We start from the raw sequence: 19,836 nt of genomic DNA on the forward strand, positions 1-19,836 counted from the left end.
AATAAATCTATATTATGACACCTTTTATTGCAGAATTAATAGGAACTGCTGTGATGATACTCCTGGGAGGGGGAGTCGTCGCCAATGTAGTTTTAAAACAGACCAAGGGAAACGACTCAGGTTGGATCGTCATTACAACCGCCTGGGCATTCGCTGTTTTTGTCGGCGTAACGATTGCCGGTCCTTATAGTGGAGCGCATCTTAACCCCGCCGTGACACTGGCCAACTATATTTTAGGAAGTATAGATCTTCGGACTACACTATCCTACATCGCGGCACAGTTTATAGGCGCTATGACAGGGGCTACCCTCGTATGGATCATGTACAAAGACCACTTTGACCAAACCGACGACTCTGGAGCCAAACAGGCAGTATTCTGCACAGCCCCAGCGATCAAGAATATTCCCATAAATCTATTCAGCGAAGCCTTAGGAACCTTCGTACTGATATTTACCATATTACACTTTAAAGAAGCAAGTCTAGCAGATCACTCCCCTATCGGGCTAGGATCCATAGGCGCAATTCCGGTTACATTCCTCGTTTGGGCCATTGGACTATCCTTAGGTGGCACAACAGGTTATGCAATCAATCCTGCTCGAGATTTAGGCCCCCGTATCATACATGCCTTATTGCCTATTAAAAATAAGGCAAACTTCGACTTATCTTATGCATGGGTACCTGTCATAGGACCATTGATCGGGGCTTCTCTAGCTGCGTTATTATTCGTCTTTATGAAATAAAACGAAACAAAAAAGCAACTATTAACATTGAGTTAATATTAAAACACCAATTTAGCTACCAATTTAATCACACAACTTATGTTAACAAACAATCAAGAAAAAGTTAAGCCACATCGTATAGGATCTAAACTCCTGTGGATTGCTTTAGCTACTGCTTGTTATTCTGGAGGGCAAGCTTATGCTAACCACTCCTTCTCTTTCGAGAAAACAACTAGCCAGGAAAAAATAAAAATCCAGGGTAAAGTAGTAGACAAAAACACTAAATCACCTTTACAAGGTGTCTCTATCCGAGTCAATGGAAAAACAATTGCCTCCAGTAACTTGGAAGGAACTTTCTCTATCGAAGTCAGCGCTGGCACAAGTGTTAGTTTTCAACTGATCGGATACGACAACTATATACAAACTTTTCAATCTGCGACAAGCAGCGCTATGATTCAATTAGGAGAAAGTTCCGAGAATATTGAAGAGGTTATTGTCACCGCCCTAGGAATCAAACGCGAACAAAAAGCTCTTGGTTACGCAGCTACAGAACTAAAAGGTGAGCAGCTTACAGACGCAATATCCAACAACTGGACCGATGCACTTTCTGGAAAGGTTGCTGGCGTAAATCTAGTACGTTCAGGTGGAGGTCCAGCAGGCACAAATAAAATCATTCTAAGAGGAGAAAACAACCTTACTGGAGACAATAACGCACTCATTGTTATCGATGGTATCATCACTAGTACAAGTAGTGGAAGAATGACAGGAACAGGAAGTGGGGCCTATCTATCGGATGACACACCTGCTGATTATGGTTCAGGCTTATCAGATATCAACCCAGAAGATATTGAAAATATCACCGTATTGAAGGGACCAAACGCTACGGCACTTTATGGTGAACGAGGCGCTTCTGGGGCAATCATTATCACAACTAAAGCTGGTAGAAATAGAAAGGGTATAGGTGTAACCCTCACTTCTAATACTACGATAGAATCTATATCCCGTTGGCCGGACTATCAGTATGAATATGGACAAGGTGATGAAGGGGTAAACTATTACTCCTACCTAGCAGGAGGTGGATTAGCCAGTACACGAAGTACGAGTTCAGCCTGGGGCCCAAAATTTGATGGGCAGATGTTCTATCAATACGATCCTATCACACAAACGAGAGCAAAAGAAGCGACCCCTTGGGTTCCTTACCCCAATGCAAGAAAAGAATTCTTTGATACAGGCAGAACATTCACAAATTCGGTTACCTTAGATGGAGGTAATGAAACGACCAATATGCGCTTTTCTTACACCAATCTAAACAATAAATGGATAATCCCAAACACAGGTTATGACCGCAATACTGTCTCTATTAATGCATCCCACAAAGTCACTGATAAGTTAAAGATACAGACCCGAGTCAACTACAAGCAAAACAAGAGTGACAATTTGCCGTCTACAGGATACAACAATCAATCTTTGATGTACTGGAACATATTCTGGCTTCCTAATGCACCACTAGATTGGTTAAAGGACTATTGGCAACATGGGAAAGAAAACGAAGTCCAAAGCTACCCTTTCAGCTCTTATCCTGACAACCCTTACCTCATTGCTTATGAGATGTTAAATAAATCTAAACGTCAGACGGTAACAGGTAACGTTGAAGCCACTTATCAGTTTTCAAAAAATCTGAATGTAATGGCACGTACCAACTTAGACTTTGGGGTTGAGAGACGTTCACAACAACGTCCTTTTGATACTGAGAAGTTTAAAAAAGGAATGTACCGGACACAATCTATCCAAAATCAGGAAGCTAGTGCTGACTTTATGATCAACTACAACAAGGAAATAAACCAAGATATAAAAGTTTCCTTGTCAGGTGGAGGAAGTACACTTCGAAATGAGCGTTATCAGGAAAGAAATTCCGCAGATTCACTTTCGGTTCCTGGCAACTTTACCCTAGCCAACGCTTCTGGACTTGTTGTTGCTACACCTTATCAGGAACAATTAATGATGAATAGCTTGTATGCTCTAGGTACCTTCTCCTATAAAGAAATGCTATTCTTTGACTTTTCAGTAAGAAATGATTGGAACAGTACGCTAGCAACTCCTGAACGAAAAGGCAACTCTTCGTTCTTTTATCCATCAGCAAATTTAAGCTTAATCCTAAATCAGCTATTTGAGTTACCACAAGAGATCTCCTTCCTAAAATTAAGATCATCGATCGCCGGCGTAGGTGGTGGTGGAACAGTGCCCTATCTTACTGATTATACATACGACCCGCAGTTTACTTTCCCAGGTGGAGCTGCCAACCCTACCCTACTACCCAATGCCAATCTGAAACCACTACGAACGCAGAGTTTTGAGATTGGTACGGACATGCGTTTGTTCAAAGACCGGTTTAATCTAGGTTTTACGTATTACAAGGCAAACACCCACAACCAACACTTAAAAGCAACAGTAGATCGTGGATCCGGATTTACAACGGCTCTATTTAATGCTGGGGAAATCCAAAACTCAGGTATTGAGATTGAAGCAGGAGCAACAGCTATAAAAAAGAAAGATTTTCATTGGAAACTCAACGGAACATTTACTGCTAATAGAAACAAGGTCATTGAACTAACCGATATTCTTCCACAGATTGTATTACAAAATGGTCCAGGAAGCCGTGGTGCTATTATCGCTACAGTTGGGGGCAGTATGGGGGATTTATATGGTCGTGGTTACAACCGTTCGCCACAGGGGGATATTATCTACCGCAACGGTCTACCAACTCTAGACGAAGACATGAAATACATCGGTAATACCAACCCGGACTGGAAAGCCTCGATAAACAATGAATTTAAGTACAAACAATTTAGAGCGAGCTTCCTATTCGATGCCCAAATCGGAGCGGTCGCTTATTCCCTTACAGCAGCCAATTTAGCAGAACAAGGCAAAACCAAAAACACATTACCTGGTAGATATAATGGTATCATAGGGAAAGGAGTTATTGACAATGGAAATGACACCTACCGTCCAAACGATGTGATTGCTGAAAACGTATGGGCTTACTATACCGCGCACTTAGGCAAAGACAATGTTGAAGGAACTACTTATTCGACAGACTTCCTTAAATTAAGAGAAGCTCGAATTGACTATTCTTTATCTCCAAAACAACTGGCGAGAGTTGGTCTTCAGCGTGCCACTATAGGTGTATTTGGTCGGGACTTATTTATGTGGACCAAATGGCCGATTTTTGACCCCGAATTTGGAACCCTTGGAGGAACAGATATTAACAAAGGATTCGAACTCGGCCAATTTCCTGCGACCCGCACCTTTGGTATTAATATAGTTATCGGTATTTAATATGATGGGAGATAAAAAAATGAAAAAGATATATATACTTTTTGGAGCTTCTTTTCTGTTGGCATTGAGCTCATGCAATAAAAATTTCGAAAAAATCAACACCAATCCCAATGGGTTAAACAAAGTAAATCCGGCCAACCTACTGGCTCCTGCTTTAAAGAAATCCGTTGAGTACAATATGAGTCGTTCACAACGTCTTACCAATGAATTGATGCAAGTAACCGTCAATATGGGAGATGGTGATGGAAAGATTTTCAGATATGAAATCCGGGCTAATGAAGCCGATTATCTGTACAATAATCTCTTCACTCAACTATATAATTTTAGAGACATCTATAATCTTGCTGAAAAGACAGAAAGCAAATCCTATATGGGGGTTTCTTTAATCTGTCAAGCCTGGTTATACTCCATTCTAACAGATACTTACGGTGATATCCCTTTTTCCACCTCATTACTTGGACGCGAATCAAATATCACTCCTGAGTTTGATAGTCAAGAAGATATATACAAAGGACTGTTTTTAGCATTAGACAGTGCCAATGTGTATTTAAAGGGGGCTGCAAATATTGAGGGCGGATCAGATCCTATATATAATGGTAATACAGCCTTATGGCGCAAATTTGGAAATTCCTTATACCTACGCTTACTTATGCGCGTATCCCATAAACCATCTTTAGATGCTCCTAACCAGATCAAAAAGATGGTAGAAACATCACCTGCCGATTATCCATTAATAGCAAACAATTCAGAATCTGCAATCCTACGGTGGACCGGTTCCTCTCCATATGTATCACCTTTTGCTACATGGCGTCCTGGTGATTGGTATACACCCAAATTAGCTTCATTCTTCGTTGACAATCTTAACGAATGGTCGGATCCTCGAATCCAAAAATGGGCTACTTTATACAACGGCAACTACGAAGGTATACCTAGTGGATACCCAATAGGTACCAACCCTATTGCTAAATCGACGTTATTGACATCATTGATGTCTGAACCATTATTAGGTAATATCCTCAATTATGCAGAAGTGCAATTTATCCTAGCCGAAGCTGCTGCAAAGAATTGGACCGCCAATAAGCTGGCAAAAGAATACTATGAGACAGGCATAAAAAATGCAATTGAAATGTGGGGAGTAACCATGCCTGATTACTATCTAACTGGTGTCCATATCAACTGGGATAACGCAACGAGCCTAGACCAGCAAATGGCACTGATACACCAACAAAAGTATTACTCTCTATTCTTTACCGATCTTCAATCATGGTTTGAATTTAGACGTACAGGACACCCTGAATTACCTATTCTATCCGGTCACCTAAACGGCGGCATTATGCCTGCTAGACTTAACTATCCAGTATACCTACAAGCTGCAAATCCTGAGAACTATAAAAAAGCAGTTTCACAACAAGGACCAGATAATATAAACACATTGGTATGGTGGCAAAAACCTTAATGCAGTATACAATGAAAAAGATATTAAATAGAATATTAAAAAGTAGTGGCTTTGTAGTACTAGCCACTACCATGGGGTTATTCCATAGTTGCGATGATAAAGAGAAGAATTTCATCGGAGAATTAAGCCCCTATATAGCTTTAGAAGATGTTAGAGCCCTATACAAAGGTCAAACATTGACACTCAACTCAGACAACCTCAATGGTGCTTCTCAAATCTACGGAACGGTAATTTCAGACCATAGATCTGGGAATGTTCCAGAAGGCACCATTGTGTTACAACAATACAAGAGAAATCGCTTAAGAGGTTTAACCCTACACGTAGGTCAAGAGGCGGCAAATTACCTGCCCGGCGACTCAATTGTAGTTAACATTAACAACAAAACCTTATCAAAAACTGGTTTTTTACGTATTGAGAATGTAACAACATCAGATATTGAGAAGGTTTCATCTGGTAATACAATCCTACAACTAACCACTGGAATAATCAATATTAATACCTCTCCAGAAAATTATGAGGGGACTTTCATTAAAATTGTCGGTGGCCAGATGACGCCAAAGCCAAAGGATGGCGAAGTATTTGAAGGCTCGAAAGTTTTACTTCAAGCTGCGAATACGATTCGCATAAATACGCTACCCACAGCGGAATATGCACAAATGCAAGTCCCTCGTAATATCACGGTATCTGGATTGTTGCTAGGAACAACCATAGATTCCAAAGAAGAACTAGCTATTTATCCCCGATACAAACGAGATATCATAGACGTATCCGATCCAGACGTCCCTGAATACATCGGGGCCACTCCTATTATTATAACAGGATTTTGTAATGACCCTTCAGGAGGAGATGGAAATTACGAATATATACAGCTGATGGCAAATGTCGACATCAATTTTAAAGAAGTTCCTTTTTCGTTGGTGACAAGCAATAATGCAGGAAGTATCTTGCATACAGCTGGTTGGGCCACAGGTGGTGACAAAACATATAAATTCAATTTAACCGATGGAAGTGTTAAAAAGGGAGAGCTGTTTTATGTTGGTGGACATCAAAAGAAAATAAATGGAGCCAATTCCACAAGTATCAGTAATGCTAAATGGATACGAGTGATTTCTACATCAAACACATCAGGAGATGGCTTAGGAAATCCGAGCAGCAATTTCCTACCAAATAGTGGCAATGCAGGAGGTATCAGCTTATTCATAGGCACTAATATTTCAGAAGAATCAGTTCCAATTGATGTTATTTTCTATGGTGGTACAGCAACAGCATCAATTATTTCTGAAGACAAAAAACTAGGTTACAGAATTGCAAATACAGATCATTATTCACAATACATAGCAGAAACTGGTGAAGCAACACCATTCTTCTCAATGGGAGGTGATGCTAAAATTAATGACTTTAGATTTGAACACCATGGCGGACCAACCAATACAGACATTGGCTATTTCTTCCAACTAGGAGGTACATTCAATACCACAACCCGTAAATGGGACAGTGCTAGAGAACGTACGTTGATTTTACTAGACAAACAGTCCACAATACAGCAAATAGAGCAAGGGAATGGAATGACGAAACAAATAAACTAAGTGTAAAAGCAGTTTTGCTGGAAGATATCAGCAAAACTGCTTTCAACATCAACAGTCCTTAAACCTAAAATTCAAATGCAAATCAATAAAATTCTCAAATTAACTTTTATTTTTCTATCATTAGTCATCTTTGGCAACTCCTCGTGCAAAGACAAGGTAGTTGTTCCCACTAAAGAAGAAAACAATACATCTACATCATTCGATCTTAACGACATTGATATTTTGCCCTCTTATTACATAGGGCCGAATGTAGAACTAACCCTAAAGGGAAAAGGCTTTCAGAAGGAAGACATTATCACTTTTGCGCCACGAGATCAACAATCGCCAGCGATAGACCTACAGATCAAAACAATCCTTTCAGACGGAATCCTATTAAACTCATCCAATGAATTCAAAAATGGAATATATAGAATCCTAGTTAAAAGAGGAAACTCACAACGTCAAATTGGACAGACTAGCATTTCTGCCGTATTCAATCCCAATATTCCAAACAAAGAAGGGATGACAATAAAGGGTAGCGTCCACGCTAACGGCAAAGGTCTCGCCGATGTAGTCGTCTCAGATGGAAACGAAGTGACCAAAACAGATGAAAACGGAATATACTATTTAGCTTCAAACAAGTCTACGGGTTACGTATTTGTTTCTATTCCCGGCAACTACGAGATAGTAAACAATAATGGTAACCTTCCTGTTTTTTATCACTTTTTAAATGCAACAAATCAACAAGTCGAAATAAAAGACTTCGAATTAAAACCTATCAACAACGAAAATCACGTTGTATTCAGTATAGCCGATTTACATCTGGCAAATCGTACAGATGACTTAAACCAATTTCAAAATGGTTTTGTCAAAGATATCAATCTGCAAATTGAGAGCCTACAAAGCCAAGGCAAAAAAGTGTACGGTCTAACCTTAGGTGATCTGACATGGGATGGCTACTGGTATAGTAACAACTTTATGATGCCTCAATATGTTAAAGAAATAGCAAAGGTCAATGCCCCTATTTTCAACGTCATAGGTAACCATGATAATGACCCTTATGTGGCTAATGACTGGCTCTCAGAAAATCCTTTCAGAAATGCATTAGGGCCAACTTATTACTCGTTTAATTTAGGTAAGATACACTATATCATACTAGATGACACAGAGTACCTTAACAAAGGTGCTACCTCGGGAATCATAGGAGATCGCGAATACAATGGAAAGATAACTGATCAACAAATGAATTGGTTAGCGAAAGACTTAGAAACGATTTCTTCGAATACCCCAATTATAGTAGCCACACACATTCAGATCCATAATGCTCCTTCGGAAAAAGGCACACTTCCATCCTTCAGAATCAGCGATGGAGATAAGCTAATGAATCTATTCAACCGTTTCAACGAAGTTCATATCCTTACAGGGCACACACACGTTAATTATCGTGTCCCTCGAGACAATAAAATTATGGAACATAACACGGCAGCTGTATGTGCTACTTGGTGGTGGACAGGTAATAAGGGGTATGCCAACAATCATATTGCTCCCGATGGTAGTCCAGGCGGCTATGGCATATGGGATATGAACGGGGACCAAATAAAATGGAGCTATAAATCCATCGGGTATGAACCAACATACCAATTTAGAGCGTATGACCTGAACAAGGTTCACATTACAGCAGATACCTATACCCCAAATGCGACTGATCAATACAGAAAATTAGTACCCAAGTATGCTTATACCTTCGCTACGGAGAATAAAAACAATGAAGTATTACTTAACATATGGGGCTATGATCCAGACTGGACGATATCTGTTACAGAAAATAACGTTTCCTTGCAGGTGGAGCGTGTAAGCTCTCGAGATCCGCTACACCTGATCTCCTACGGTATGAAACGACTGAATGTGAATGCCGAACCTACTTTTGCAGCAGCGAATACATCACATATGTTCAAAGTAAAAGCTAGTTCAGCAACCAGCACTCTGGAAATAAAAGTCACAGATCGCTTCGGAAAAGTGTACAACGAAACGATGACAAGACCCAAAGCTTTTTCATATAGTATGCGTTAGCAGAGAATACATCTTTATTTTTTTAATTTTACAGATTATTAGATTATTGAAAATGTCAAACAACAAAACAAACATCATAACAACAGCTGTAATATTAGGCCTGTTAACTTCATCCTGCAACACTCAAAAGCAAGTTCGTATGCAAAATCCTGAATTCCCAACCTTTTCCTACGAAGGCCACCGAGGAGCAAGAGGATTATATCCCGAAAACTCAATAGGTGCCATGAAAGTTGCCATAGACCTCCCCAAGGTCACTACTTTAGAAATGGATTGTCATATTACCAAAGACAAAAAAGTAGTAGTCTATCATGACGATTATCTCAATCCAAAATTCGTCACCTATAAAGATGGTAGTGAGCTTAAAGGGAAAGATATCAAAGGTACAATATACAGTTATACATGGAAAGAGCTAAGCAATTTTGACTTGGGGCTAAAAGGGAACATTGACTTTCCAGAGCAAAAGAAAATAGCTACCCCAATAGCCTTATTAAAGGATCTGATCAAGGAATCGGAAGCCTATGCTAAGGAAAAAATGCGTGCTCCAATGTTCTATAATATTGAAACAAAAAGCAAAGACGGTAAAGACCACGAATGGCACCCTGCACCACAGGAGTTTTCAGATCTAATTCTCGAGGTCGTTATTGAGCAAGGCATAGCACCCAGAACAGTCATCCAATCTTTTGATAAACGAACAATCCAATACATTAATAAGACCTATCCACAGATCAAGACATCTTATCTGATTGATGTCAAAAACACAAAAACGATAAAAGAACTTGTGGCAGACTTAGGTTTCACACCATTTATTATAAGTCCAAACTACAAGTTAGTTAACGCGGCCTTCGTAAAAGAAGCACATGAACTTGGTATAAAGATCGTGCCATGGACCGTCAACAGCAAAAAAGAAATTACCGCGCTCGAAGCCCTAAAAGTAGATGGCATCATTAGCGACTACCCAAACCTATTTTAACAAACACTAACTATGTACAGTATATTTAAGCCAGCCTCGCACAAAGCGAGGCTGCCCGAAGACCGTATTGACTCCGAATACAAAAAACTAAGACTTCAGGTATTTATAGGAATATTTATTGGCTATGCCGCTTACTACTTTGTACGTAAGAACTTCTCTTTTGCTGTAAAAGATCTACAAGATACCCTAGGTTACAGCAAGGCAGAACTCGGATTTGCCATGTCTGCCATTTCGATAGCCTATGGATTGAGCAAGTTCTTCATGGGCAATGTTTCAGACCGAAGCAACGCCCGTTATTTTCTAGCCGCTGGACTTATCCTATCCTCTCTCACCATGATCTTCATGGGATTCTCGTCCTTTGCCACATCCTCAATCACCATTATGTTCGTCTTGTTATTTATAAACGGGTGGGTACAAGGGATGGGCTGGCCAGCCTGTGGACGCGTTGTAGTACATTGGTACTCCATCAAAGAACGTGGCACCGCCATGTCCATATGGAATCTAGCACACAACGTAGGAGGCTTTTTAGTAGGTCCATTAGCCATATTAGGTGTAGAGCTATTCGTAGATTGGCAAGCACGCTTATACTTTCCTGGATTAGCAGCATTGCTTGTTGCCATTCTCTCTATCTTTCTCGTTAGAGATACCCCACAATCCTGTGGCCTCCCCCCCATCGAAGAGTATAAAAATGATTACCCAAAAACCTACGAAGCCTCTCAGGAAAAAGAGTTCAGCTCAAAAGAGATCTTCTTCAAATACGTACTAAACAACAAGCTACTTTGGTACATTGCCATCGCAAATGCCTTTGTATATCTGGTACGAAACGGCATCATTAACTGGGCACCCACCTTCCTTCAGGAAGCAAAGCATTTTACCGCATCCGAAGCCACCTGGTCTGCTTCTATTTATGAACTTGCGGCAATTCCAGGCACCATCCTTTGTGGTGTTATGAGCGACAGACTCTTCAAAGGACGGAGAGCACCAGTTACCATCCTATATATGGCCCTCACCTTCCTCGCCGTTGCCATTTATTGGTTAGCACCTGGAGAAAATAAATGGATGGTCAATAGTTCCTTATGGTCAATTGGCTTTTTAATCTACGGTCCTGTAATGTTGATTGGTGTTCAGGCATTGGATTTAGTTCCCAAAAAAGCGGCAGGAACTGCCGCTGGTCTCACAGGATTATTTGGCTACTTCATTGGTGACCTTCTTGCCAATGCCGCTCTTGGTGCAGTAGTAGACAAAAGCGGTTGGGACGCCTCCTTCGAGATTATCCTATTGGCATCCGCATTAGCAATATTATTTACCGCCTTCACCTGGAACAAAGAAAAAGAATTCTTACGCCTCAAATAACAGGAGAGACAATAAGGTCAGTTTAAGTTTGGCGCGATATCTGTACACAATAACATATGAAATATCCATGTAGTAGCAACTGCACAAACACGAATGAATATAGTTTGGATATTCCATGTGACAGATAAAAGACAAACCGAGCTTGCGAGCTCATGAAATAATTATTTACATATGAAAAAGACACTATTTCGGTTTTTTAACAGCATAAACAAACTTATCTTACCTCGTTATAGCCACAAGGACCCTTCAAAACTAAGTAAGCTACAACAGGCCGTTGTAGCTTACCGATATTATATCCTTATTGGAGCTTTAGACTAAGATTTCTTCGACACAGTTGCATTCGCTATCAACCCACCATCATCACTTTTGATATGCATATCGGTCTGTGGATACGGGATCGAAATCCCTTTCTCATCCAAGGCCACCTTTATCTTCTCTCGCAGTCCATTAGCAGTCGCCCAGAACACCTCCCGTTTCACCCATCCCCTTATAGTCAGGTTGACCGAACTATCCGCCAGCTCACCTACAAACACATCTGGTGCAGGAGTCTTCAAAACCTCCGCTTCATTGGTCAAAACAGCTAAAATAGTATCCTTTGCAACTTTAATATTGTCTTCGTAGGCAATCCCGATTACAAATTCAAACCTCCGGGACAGAATCTTCGTATAGTTTTTAATCACTGAGTTAGCCAAAGTACCATTTGGACTAAAAATCTTAATTCCGCTATCGTCTGTTAATGTGGTATACAATATATCTATCCGATCTACTGTCCCCGTAGATCCATTCGCACTGGAGATATAATCCCCTACTTCAAACGGCCTAAATACAAGAATCAATACACCTCCCGCAAAATTCGATAGACTCCCTTGCAACGCCATACCTACAGCCAAACCAAACGCAGACAATACAGCGATAAAAGATGTAGTCTGTATACCCATCGTATTAGCCACTGTCAAGATCAACATTGCATACAGCACAAACTTCAATAGACTTGAAACAAAGCTTCGGATAGAGCGATCCACATTTCGTTTTTCAAACCGGCTATTTAAAAACTTCAGGAAGAACTTAATAGCATATCGTCCTACCACCAACACAATTAGGGCTGCGGCAATAGTCGGCAATTTCAATACGATCAAGTCGATCAGTTTTTCAATTCTAGTTTCAACATTTTCCATAAGCAAATATTTTATATTCGAGTTTGTCGTTTATACAAATCTATAAAATATCCACATTAGAATAGGAATACTACTGCATATTTTGAATATCTTTAACCTTATGATATATCTGGACAATAATGCAACCAGCCGGTTGGATGAAAGGGTTCTCGACAGCATGCTCCCCTACCTCAGGGAAGATTATGCCAATGCTTCCAGCTTACAGCACAAAATGGGAAGACATGCCAACCAGGCCATTGAAGAATCACGCAAGTCCCTCGCTCAGGTATTACAGGTTCAGCCCAAGGAGCTTTTTTTTACCTCGGGAGCCACAGAAAGCATCAATACCGTACTTCGGGGCGTATTCCTACGATACCACGCCAAAGGAAATCATATTATAACCTGTCAGACAGAACATAAAGCTACCTTAGCCACCTGCGAATACTTAGAAAAAAAAGGTGCCAGAGTAAGCTATCTACCTGTAGACAAAAATGGAGCGATAGATTTGGACACCCTAAAATCAACCATCACTCCACAAACCATTTTGGTAAGTTTAATGTCCGTCAATAATGAGACTGGTGTTATCCACCCCATTAAAGAGATCGCAGATATATGCCAGAGCAATAATGTCTTGTTCTTCTGCGATAGCACACAATCTATCGGCAAGCAGGCCTTTGATCTCATATCAGTCCCCATAGACTTCTGTTGTCTCAGCGCGCATAAGTTTCATGGTCCCAAGGGAATCGGTGCCCTATTCATACGTCGTAAAAGCAAACCACTACAAGTCGAATCCCTGATCACGGGAGGTAATCAGGAACAGACTCTTCGTGGAGGCACCTACAATGTACCCGCCATCGTCGGAATGGGGATAGCTAGCCGACAGGCCAGTAAAATAGACTTCGCTGCCATAGAACAATTGCGGAATCACTTTGAAAACCGCATACAGACCGAGATTGAGGACTGCACCATCAATGCAAAAGAAGCACCACGAATCTGCAATACCAGCAATATCATGTTCAAGCACGTACGGGGCAACGAGCTCATGACAAAAATACCTGATATCGCAATATCATCGGGATCAGCCTGTGTATCGGGTAGCAGAGATCCCTCACATGTACTCAAAGCTATGGGACTCACCGACGACGAGGCCTTTTGTAGCCTCCGTTTCAGTCTATCCAAATACACAACACAACGAGACATAGATCATACCGTAGAGGCTCTAAAAACCGTCATTAATAGCATCCGGCAACAGTCTCCGATATGGCAGATGTACAAGGATGGGCTTTTGGGATAATATGACAGTTCCTTAACGCGACGCACTTGCGTTTAGCAAATATTTTACGAAATTTGTAAGAGATTAATTAATAATACTATGGTAACAATTACAGACAAAGCCAAAGAGCGTATCCTTCAAGTCATAAAGGATGAACAATATGATGAGAGCTATTTTGTTCGGGTAGCTGTTACTAGCGGAGGCTGTTCTGGACTTTCCTATCACCTCAATTTCGATAATGAAGAAAAAAAAGGAGATCAGTTCTTTGAAGACAAGGGCATAAAAATCTGCCTGGATATAAAGTCTTACCTCTATTTAGCAGGTACAGAATTGGATTATTCCGATGGACTCACAGGAAAAGGCTTCGAATTCCATAACCCCAATGCTTCACGCACCTGTGCTTGTGGCGAAAGCTTCTCCGTCTAAATAGTTAACGAATAATACCCCGTAACAGGTAAAACAACTCTGTTGTTTTACCTGTTATATTCCTTCCGCCTCAATCCTCGATCCCCAGGTACTCCAATACAATGGATCTAATTATTACCATCTCTCCCTCCTCGTTAAGAAGCTTTATTTATTTAAAAATATTACAATAAAAACCCTGCAACAATTATCATTTTGATTACATTTGCAGAGCAATGTTGCTATATTAATATCTAAATTGATGATACAAGCTTCTAATGAAGCAAAAAAAGTGTAATAATATATGGGACGCAACCTATTAAAAAGAGAACAAGCTATCACCTTTGTTAAGGAAACTTTTTCGACTCATTTGAGGCAGGCTTTAAATCTAATACCGATATCATCTCCTCTGATAGTTTTGGACGGAACAGGAATAAACGACGATCTCAACGGGATAGAACGTCCAGTCTCCTTTCCTATTAAGTCGTTGAATGAAGAACGCGCTGTCGTCGTACACTCCCTTGCCAAATGGAAACGGGTACGGCTCAAAGAGCTCGAACTCGAGCCCGAAGAAGGTATAATCACCGATATGCGTGCATTACGCCCTGATGAAGACTATTCTCCCATACATTCCATATATGTCGACCAATGGGACTGGGAGAAAACAATTCTCAGCGAAAGCCGCAATCTGGACTATCTAAAAGAAACCGTAAAAAAAATCTACGCTGCTCTAGTAGAAACCGAAAAAGCGGTTGAACATCAATATCCTGATCGTAAGGCTATACTTCCCGAGCAGATTTTTTTCATTTCTTCGGAAGAACTATTGAACAAATACCCCGAATATACACCCAAAGAAAGGGAAAATGCAATCGCAAAAGCCCACGGTGCCGTTTTCATCTATGGTATAGGTGGAGAACTTTCCAATGGCTTCCCTCATGATGGACGTGCAGCAGACTATGACGACTGGAGCACAGATAATACAGCCGGTTACAAAGGGTTAAATGGCGACATTTTAGTCTGGAACCCGCTACTCAATAGCGCATTTGAGCTTTCTTCTATGGGAATACGTGTCAATAAAGAAGCGCTCGTAAAGCAACTGGAAATCCGTAACTGTACAGAGCGAAGCACATTATCATTCCATCAAATGTTATTGGGTGACCTTTTGCCTGAATCCATCGGAGGAGGTATTGGACAATCTCGTGTATGTATGTTTATGCTCAAGCTGGCACACATAGGCGAAGTACAGGTAAGCATCTGGGATCCGGAGAGAAAACAGAAGCTAGCCAACGAAGATATATTTCTACTCTAATACAAAAGGTCGGATTTTGAATCCGACCTTTTGTATTATTTCAGGAGATTCACCTCATAGAGGTCCTTCCGTCTGTCTTTCAAAATCTTCACCGTACCATATTCATGCAGATCCCGTAACGCATAGAGGTCCACATCGGCGATTAATACCATCTCCGTATTCGGCGTTGCTTCCGCTTTGATAGCATTGTTCGGAAATGCAAAATCCGATGGTGTGAATACCGCCGATTGAGAATACTGTATATCCATGTTATTGACCCTAGGTAGGTTTCCTACAGATCCGGCTATCGCGACATAACATTCATTCTCGATTGCCCTAGCCTGTGCACAATGCCTAACCCGCATATAACCATTTTGGGTATCCGTCATAAATGGGACGAAGAGGATCTGCATTCCCTGGTCTGCCAATATCCTACCCAACTCCGGAAACTCCACATCATAACAGATCAACAGTCCCACCTTACCACAATCCGTATCAAATACCTTCACTTCATTTCCCCCAACCATACCGTAGTGCTTAAACTCATTTGGTGTAATATGCACCTTACGAAACGAATCGATCTGCCCACTCCGATGACAGAGATACGACACATTATAAAGCTTATTTCGTTCATACAAAGGCATAGAGCCCGCTATAATATTCACATTATAGGATACCGCAAACTGCCTCATCTTATTCGCTATTTCTTTGGTCTGCTCCGCCAAGCGCTCCATAGCTTCACGCTCTGGCAGATCATTATAATACCGCATCAATGGCGTATTAAAAAACTCTGGAAACAAAGCAAAATCAGCACCATATGCACTCACCGCATCGACAAAAAACTCAACCTGATCATAAAACTCCTCCAAATCTGTAAACAGGCGCATCTGCCATTGAATCAATCCCAGGCGTATCGTCTGCTTAGAAGCCGAGTGCGACCGAGCGTCCGGTTCATAGTAAATATTATTCCATTCTAGCAACGTTGCAAACTCCATCGACTCACTATCTTCTGGAAGATAATTCTTAAGTATCTTCTTGACATGAAAATCATTCGACAGCTGAAAAGTCAACGTCGGATCAAATATCTCCTTGCGTTTTACCCGATCTATATAGACCCGGGGACTCATTTCCTCCGCATAATTGAAGTAATTGGGAATACGTCCACCTGCCACAATACTCTTTAGATTCAATTCCTCACACAATTCCTTTCGGGAATCGTACAGACGTCTCCCCAATCGCAACGACCGATATTCTGGATGCACAAAAACCTCGATCCCATACAATGTATCGCCTTCGTAATCGTGCTTGGAAAACTTCCCATCATCGATAATCTCATAATAACTGTCATAAATATTACTCTTCTTCGAATCCAGTATAATCGAAAGTGCACAGGCTACCACCCGTCCATTCACCTCCACACAGAGTTGCCCTTCAGGAAATACGTCTATCAGGTCAACAATATTTTCACGGGTCCAGACCTCCCCCACACCTTGATAAGCTTCCGACATGGATTTTTTTAGATCTTTGTAATCTTCCTTCGAGAGCAACCTTACTTTAATATCCATCATATGTTATCGCGTATATATTTAAGAGTTAATAGTTTTTCAACTAACCATTCAAAAGTGATACCAATCTATACCAAAAAACGTCTTGTCTAGCTACCATTACATCAGAACACATAGCCAAACAAGACGCTTTCTCAAAAGTAGAACCTATTTTTAAGCTTCCCCTTTAGTACCTCCAAAGTTTAACGGAAAGGGCACATCCTTAGATGAGATCGAACCATTCTGTCCTTCAAAGCGATTCACATTATCCTGCAATGCCCCCAATAAACGTTTAGCATGCTCCGGAGTCAATATAATCCGAGACTTCACCTTCGCTTTAGGAATACCAGGCATGATACGGACAAAATCCAGAACAAACTCCGTGTTCGAATGCGTAATTATCGCTAAATTAGAATACGTACCCTCAGCAATCTCCTCACTTAGTTCGATACTGATCTCATTATTATCGCCATTTGGCGTATTATTATTGTTATCCATTTTTGTATATTTTTATTTCAATCTCTAGTTACATCATCACCTGACAACTTGTTAACCTGATAGCTCGATAACACGATAACTTGTTAACTTAATAAACCTATTTCGTAAAACTTCTAAAATCCTGTCCGTCTTCAATAGTCAATACCATTTCATAGATAAGACGTATCACATTATCCACATCCTCTTTGTGAATCATCTCCACAGTCGTATGCATATAACGGAGAGGCAACGAGATTAATGCGGAAGGCACACCACCATTAGAGTATGCAAAAGCATCCGTATCCGTTCCGGTATATCTTGATGAAGCCTGACGTTGGAAAGGAATACCATTTTTCTCTGCAACATCGATCAACAAACGATTCAAGTTAATCTGCACAGCCGGTGCGTACGATACCACAGGACCTTTTCCACAGGCCAGATCACCCTGTGTAATCTTATTGATCATCGGAGTCTGCGTATCATGCGTCACATCCGTCACGATAGCCACATTAGGCTTGATATAGTCAGCAATCATCTCTGCCCCTCTCAAACCGATCTCTTCCTGTACAGAATTGACGATGTACAAACCAAAAGGAAGCTTCTTCTTATTCTCCTTCAACAGACGTGCGACCTCTGCAATCATAAAACCACCTGCACGGTTATCCAATGCGCGTCCTACATAGTAACGGTCATTCAGCACCATAAACTCATCTTCATAAGTTACTACAGACCCTACGTGTATACCCAGTGCCTCCACTTCCTCTTTAGACGTACATCCACAGTCCAAAAAGATATTCTTCAAACTTGGAGCCTCCTCTTTCTCTCCGGAGCGCGTGTGGATTGCTGGCCAACCGAACACCGCTTTCACAATTCCTTTGTCCGTATGAATATTCACCCGTTTTGAGGGAGCGATCTGATGATCAGAACCACCATTACGGATTACATAGATCAGACCATCTTTTGTGATATAATTGACGAACCAAGAGATCTCATCAGCATGTGCCTCGATGACCACCTTATACTTCGCTTTTGGGTTGATGATACCTACTGCAGTACCGTAATTATCAATATAAGTTTCATCTACATAAGGCTTTAAATAATCCAGCCACAATCTCTGCCCTGCCCATTCAAACCCTGTAGGCGAAGGGTTATTTATATATTTTTCAAAAAATGTCAGTGATGTTTTCGTAACAACAGATTGATGTTCTACTTCTTTACTACTCTTCTTTGCCATATCTAATTAGTTTGCTCACAAAATAAAAATAATTATGCTAATCCTAAAATTATACAATAACAATTGGCGAATGCCAAGCATTTTATCTAAGTTTACTTCGCAAAAAATTACACTATGGATTTTATCTTTAATGCTATTCATTGGAATATAGACCAAGAGTTGTTCAAAATTGGCTCTTTCGGAATCCGTTATTATTCCCTCTGCTGGTTACTGGCCTTCGCGCTTTCCTATGTGCTTATGCTCAAGGTATTCAAAAGAGAAAATAAAACACAGGAAGACCTGGACAAACTCAGTATCTACATTTTCGTGGGCATACTTCTCGGCGCCCGTGTCGGTCATTGTCTATTCTACGAATTTGACGAATACATCACCAAACCTTGGATGATGTTTCTACCTTTCCAAATCGACGCCCGAGGCGAATGGCATTTCACTGGATTTCAAGGCTTAGCGTCCCATGGAGCAGTGATAGGTACACTCATAGCCCTATATCTTTATGCGCGAAAAACAAAAACAGACTTCCTCTGGATTGCAGACCGCCTGGTACTAGTAGTTCCTATAGCTGGTGCCTTCGTACGCTTAGGTAATTTTTTTAATTCCGAGATCATCGGTAAACCTGCTGACCCTAGCTTACCTTGGGCTGTAATATTCGAAAATGCAGGCCTGAGACCTGCCGAATTAAATATGATCCCTAGACATCCGGCACAACTGTATGAAGCCATCGGTTATGTCATTCTATTCCTTATACTTTGGAGTATGTACCAAAAGAATAAAAGCCCAAAACCGGGACTATTATTCGGATTATTTTTTGCAGTACTATTTGCTATACGTTTCTTTATGGAGTTCTTCAAAGAAAACCAAGAAGACTTCGAGGCAGGCATGCTGTTCAACATGGGACAACTGCTCAGTATACCACTAATAATTATAGGTTTATACTTTATATTTAGAAAACCCAAACAACAGACCGTTGTAAAAAAATAAACATAAAGCCCCTTGTA

15 protein-coding genes are annotated in these 19,836 nt (G+C 40.8%); 11 read left to right on the top strand and 4 right to left on the bottom strand.

What is annotated here, in order from left to right; all coding sequences use genetic code 11:
* Nucleotides 1–14: 14 nt before the first annotated feature.
* From JKG64_RS09540 to glpT, 7 genes are all read left to right on the top strand, one after another.
* Nucleotides 15–740, top strand: coding sequence for an MIP/aquaporin family protein (locus JKG64_RS09540; RefSeq protein ID WP_210354049.1), 726 nt, complete (start codon nt 15–17; stop codon nt 738–740).
* Nucleotides 741–818: 78 nt separating this feature from the next.
* The gene (locus JKG64_RS09545; protein WP_210354050.1) at nt 819–4,055 is read left to right on the top strand and encodes a SusC/RagA family TonB-linked outer membrane protein; all 3,237 of its coding nucleotides are present in this window, start codon (nt 819–821) and stop codon (nt 4,053–4,055) included.
* Nucleotides 4,056–4,074: 19 nt separating this feature from the next.
* Entirely contained in the window at nt 4,075–5,511 is a 1,437-nt protein-coding gene (locus JKG64_RS09550) for a SusD/RagB family nutrient-binding outer membrane lipoprotein (protein ID WP_210354051.1), read from the top strand.
* Nucleotides 5,512–5,522: 11 nt separating this feature from the next.
* Entirely contained in the window at nt 5,523–7,097 is a 1,575-nt protein-coding gene (locus tag JKG64_RS09555) for a DUF5689 domain-containing protein (protein ID WP_210354052.1), read from the top strand.
* Nucleotides 7,098–7,172: 75 nt separating this feature from the next.
* Entirely contained in the window at nt 7,173–9,146 is a 1,974-nt protein-coding gene (locus tag JKG64_RS09560) for a calcineurin-like phosphoesterase C-terminal domain-containing protein (RefSeq protein WP_210354053.1), read from the top strand.
* A 139-nt stretch (nt 9,147–9,285) separates the two neighbouring features.
* Entirely contained in the window at nt 9,286–10,116 is an 831-nt protein-coding gene (locus tag JKG64_RS09565; RefSeq protein ID WP_246512518.1) for a glycerophosphodiester phosphodiesterase family protein, read from the top strand.
* Between the two features lie 12 nt (nt 10,117–10,128).
* Nucleotides 10,129–11,469: a glycerol-3-phosphate transporter gene (gene glpT / locus JKG64_RS09570; RefSeq protein ID WP_210354055.1), complete on the top strand. Its 1,341-nt coding sequence runs from the start codon at nt 10,129–10,131 to the stop codon at nt 11,467–11,469.
* Nucleotides 11,470–11,783: 314 nt separating this feature from the next.
* Here glpT and JKG64_RS09575 read toward each other — a convergent pair whose 3' ends face one another.
* A complete protein-coding gene (locus JKG64_RS09575; RefSeq protein WP_210354056.1) occupies nt 11,784–12,644 on the bottom strand; it encodes a mechanosensitive ion channel family protein in 861 nt (286 codons plus the stop codon).
* A 100-nt stretch (nt 12,645–12,744) separates the two neighbouring features.
* On the opposite strand from JKG64_RS09575, the gene JKG64_RS09580 reads away from it, so the two are divergent.
* The 3 genes from JKG64_RS09580 to asnA all read left to right on the top strand — a co-directional run bounded on the left by JKG64_RS09580 (nt 12,745) and on the right by asnA (nt 15,607).
* Nucleotides 12,745–13,917: a cysteine desulfurase family protein gene (locus JKG64_RS09580; protein ID WP_210354057.1), complete on the top strand. Its 1,173-nt coding sequence runs from the start codon at nt 12,745–12,747 to the stop codon at nt 13,915–13,917.
* A 78-nt stretch (nt 13,918–13,995) separates the two neighbouring features.
* Entirely contained in the window at nt 13,996–14,322 is a 327-nt protein-coding gene (locus tag JKG64_RS09585; protein ID WP_210354058.1) for a HesB/IscA family protein, read from the top strand.
* Between the two features lie 280 nt (nt 14,323–14,602).
* Entirely contained in the window at nt 14,603–15,607 is a 1,005-nt protein-coding gene (gene asnA, locus JKG64_RS09590; protein WP_210354059.1) for an aspartate--ammonia ligase, read from the top strand.
* A gap of 35 nt (nt 15,608–15,642) precedes the next feature.
* Here the strand turns inward: asnA and JKG64_RS09595 are convergent, their stop codons facing one another.
* The 3 genes from JKG64_RS09595 to JKG64_RS09605 form a co-directional block, all read right to left on the bottom strand.
* Entirely contained in the window at nt 15,643–17,151 is a 1,509-nt protein-coding gene (locus JKG64_RS09595) for a carbon-nitrogen hydrolase family protein (RefSeq protein WP_210354339.1), read from the bottom strand.
* Nucleotides 17,152–17,304: 153 nt separating this feature from the next.
* Entirely contained in the window at nt 17,305–17,628 is a 324-nt protein-coding gene (locus JKG64_RS09600; protein ID WP_210354060.1) for a DUF3467 domain-containing protein, read from the bottom strand.
* 97 nt (nt 17,629–17,725) lie between these two features.
* The gene (locus tag JKG64_RS09605; RefSeq protein ID WP_210354061.1) at nt 17,726–18,841 is read right to left on the bottom strand and encodes a M42 family metallopeptidase; all 1,116 of its coding nucleotides are present in this window, start codon (nt 18,839–18,841) and stop codon (nt 17,726–17,728) included.
* 114 nt (nt 18,842–18,955) lie between these two features.
* Between JKG64_RS09605 and lgt the strand changes: the two genes are divergently transcribed.
* Nucleotides 18,956–19,819, top strand: a complete 864-nt coding sequence (gene lgt, locus JKG64_RS09610) for a prolipoprotein diacylglyceryl transferase (protein ID WP_210354062.1) — start codon at nt 18,956–18,958, stop codon at nt 19,817–19,819.
* Nucleotides 19,820–19,836 lie beyond the last annotated feature (17 nt).

It is taken from the genome of Sphingobacterium tabacisoli, assembly GCF_017908035.1.
Lineage (GTDB): Bacteria > Bacteroidota > Bacteroidia > Sphingobacteriales > Sphingobacteriaceae > Sphingobacterium > Sphingobacterium tabacisoli.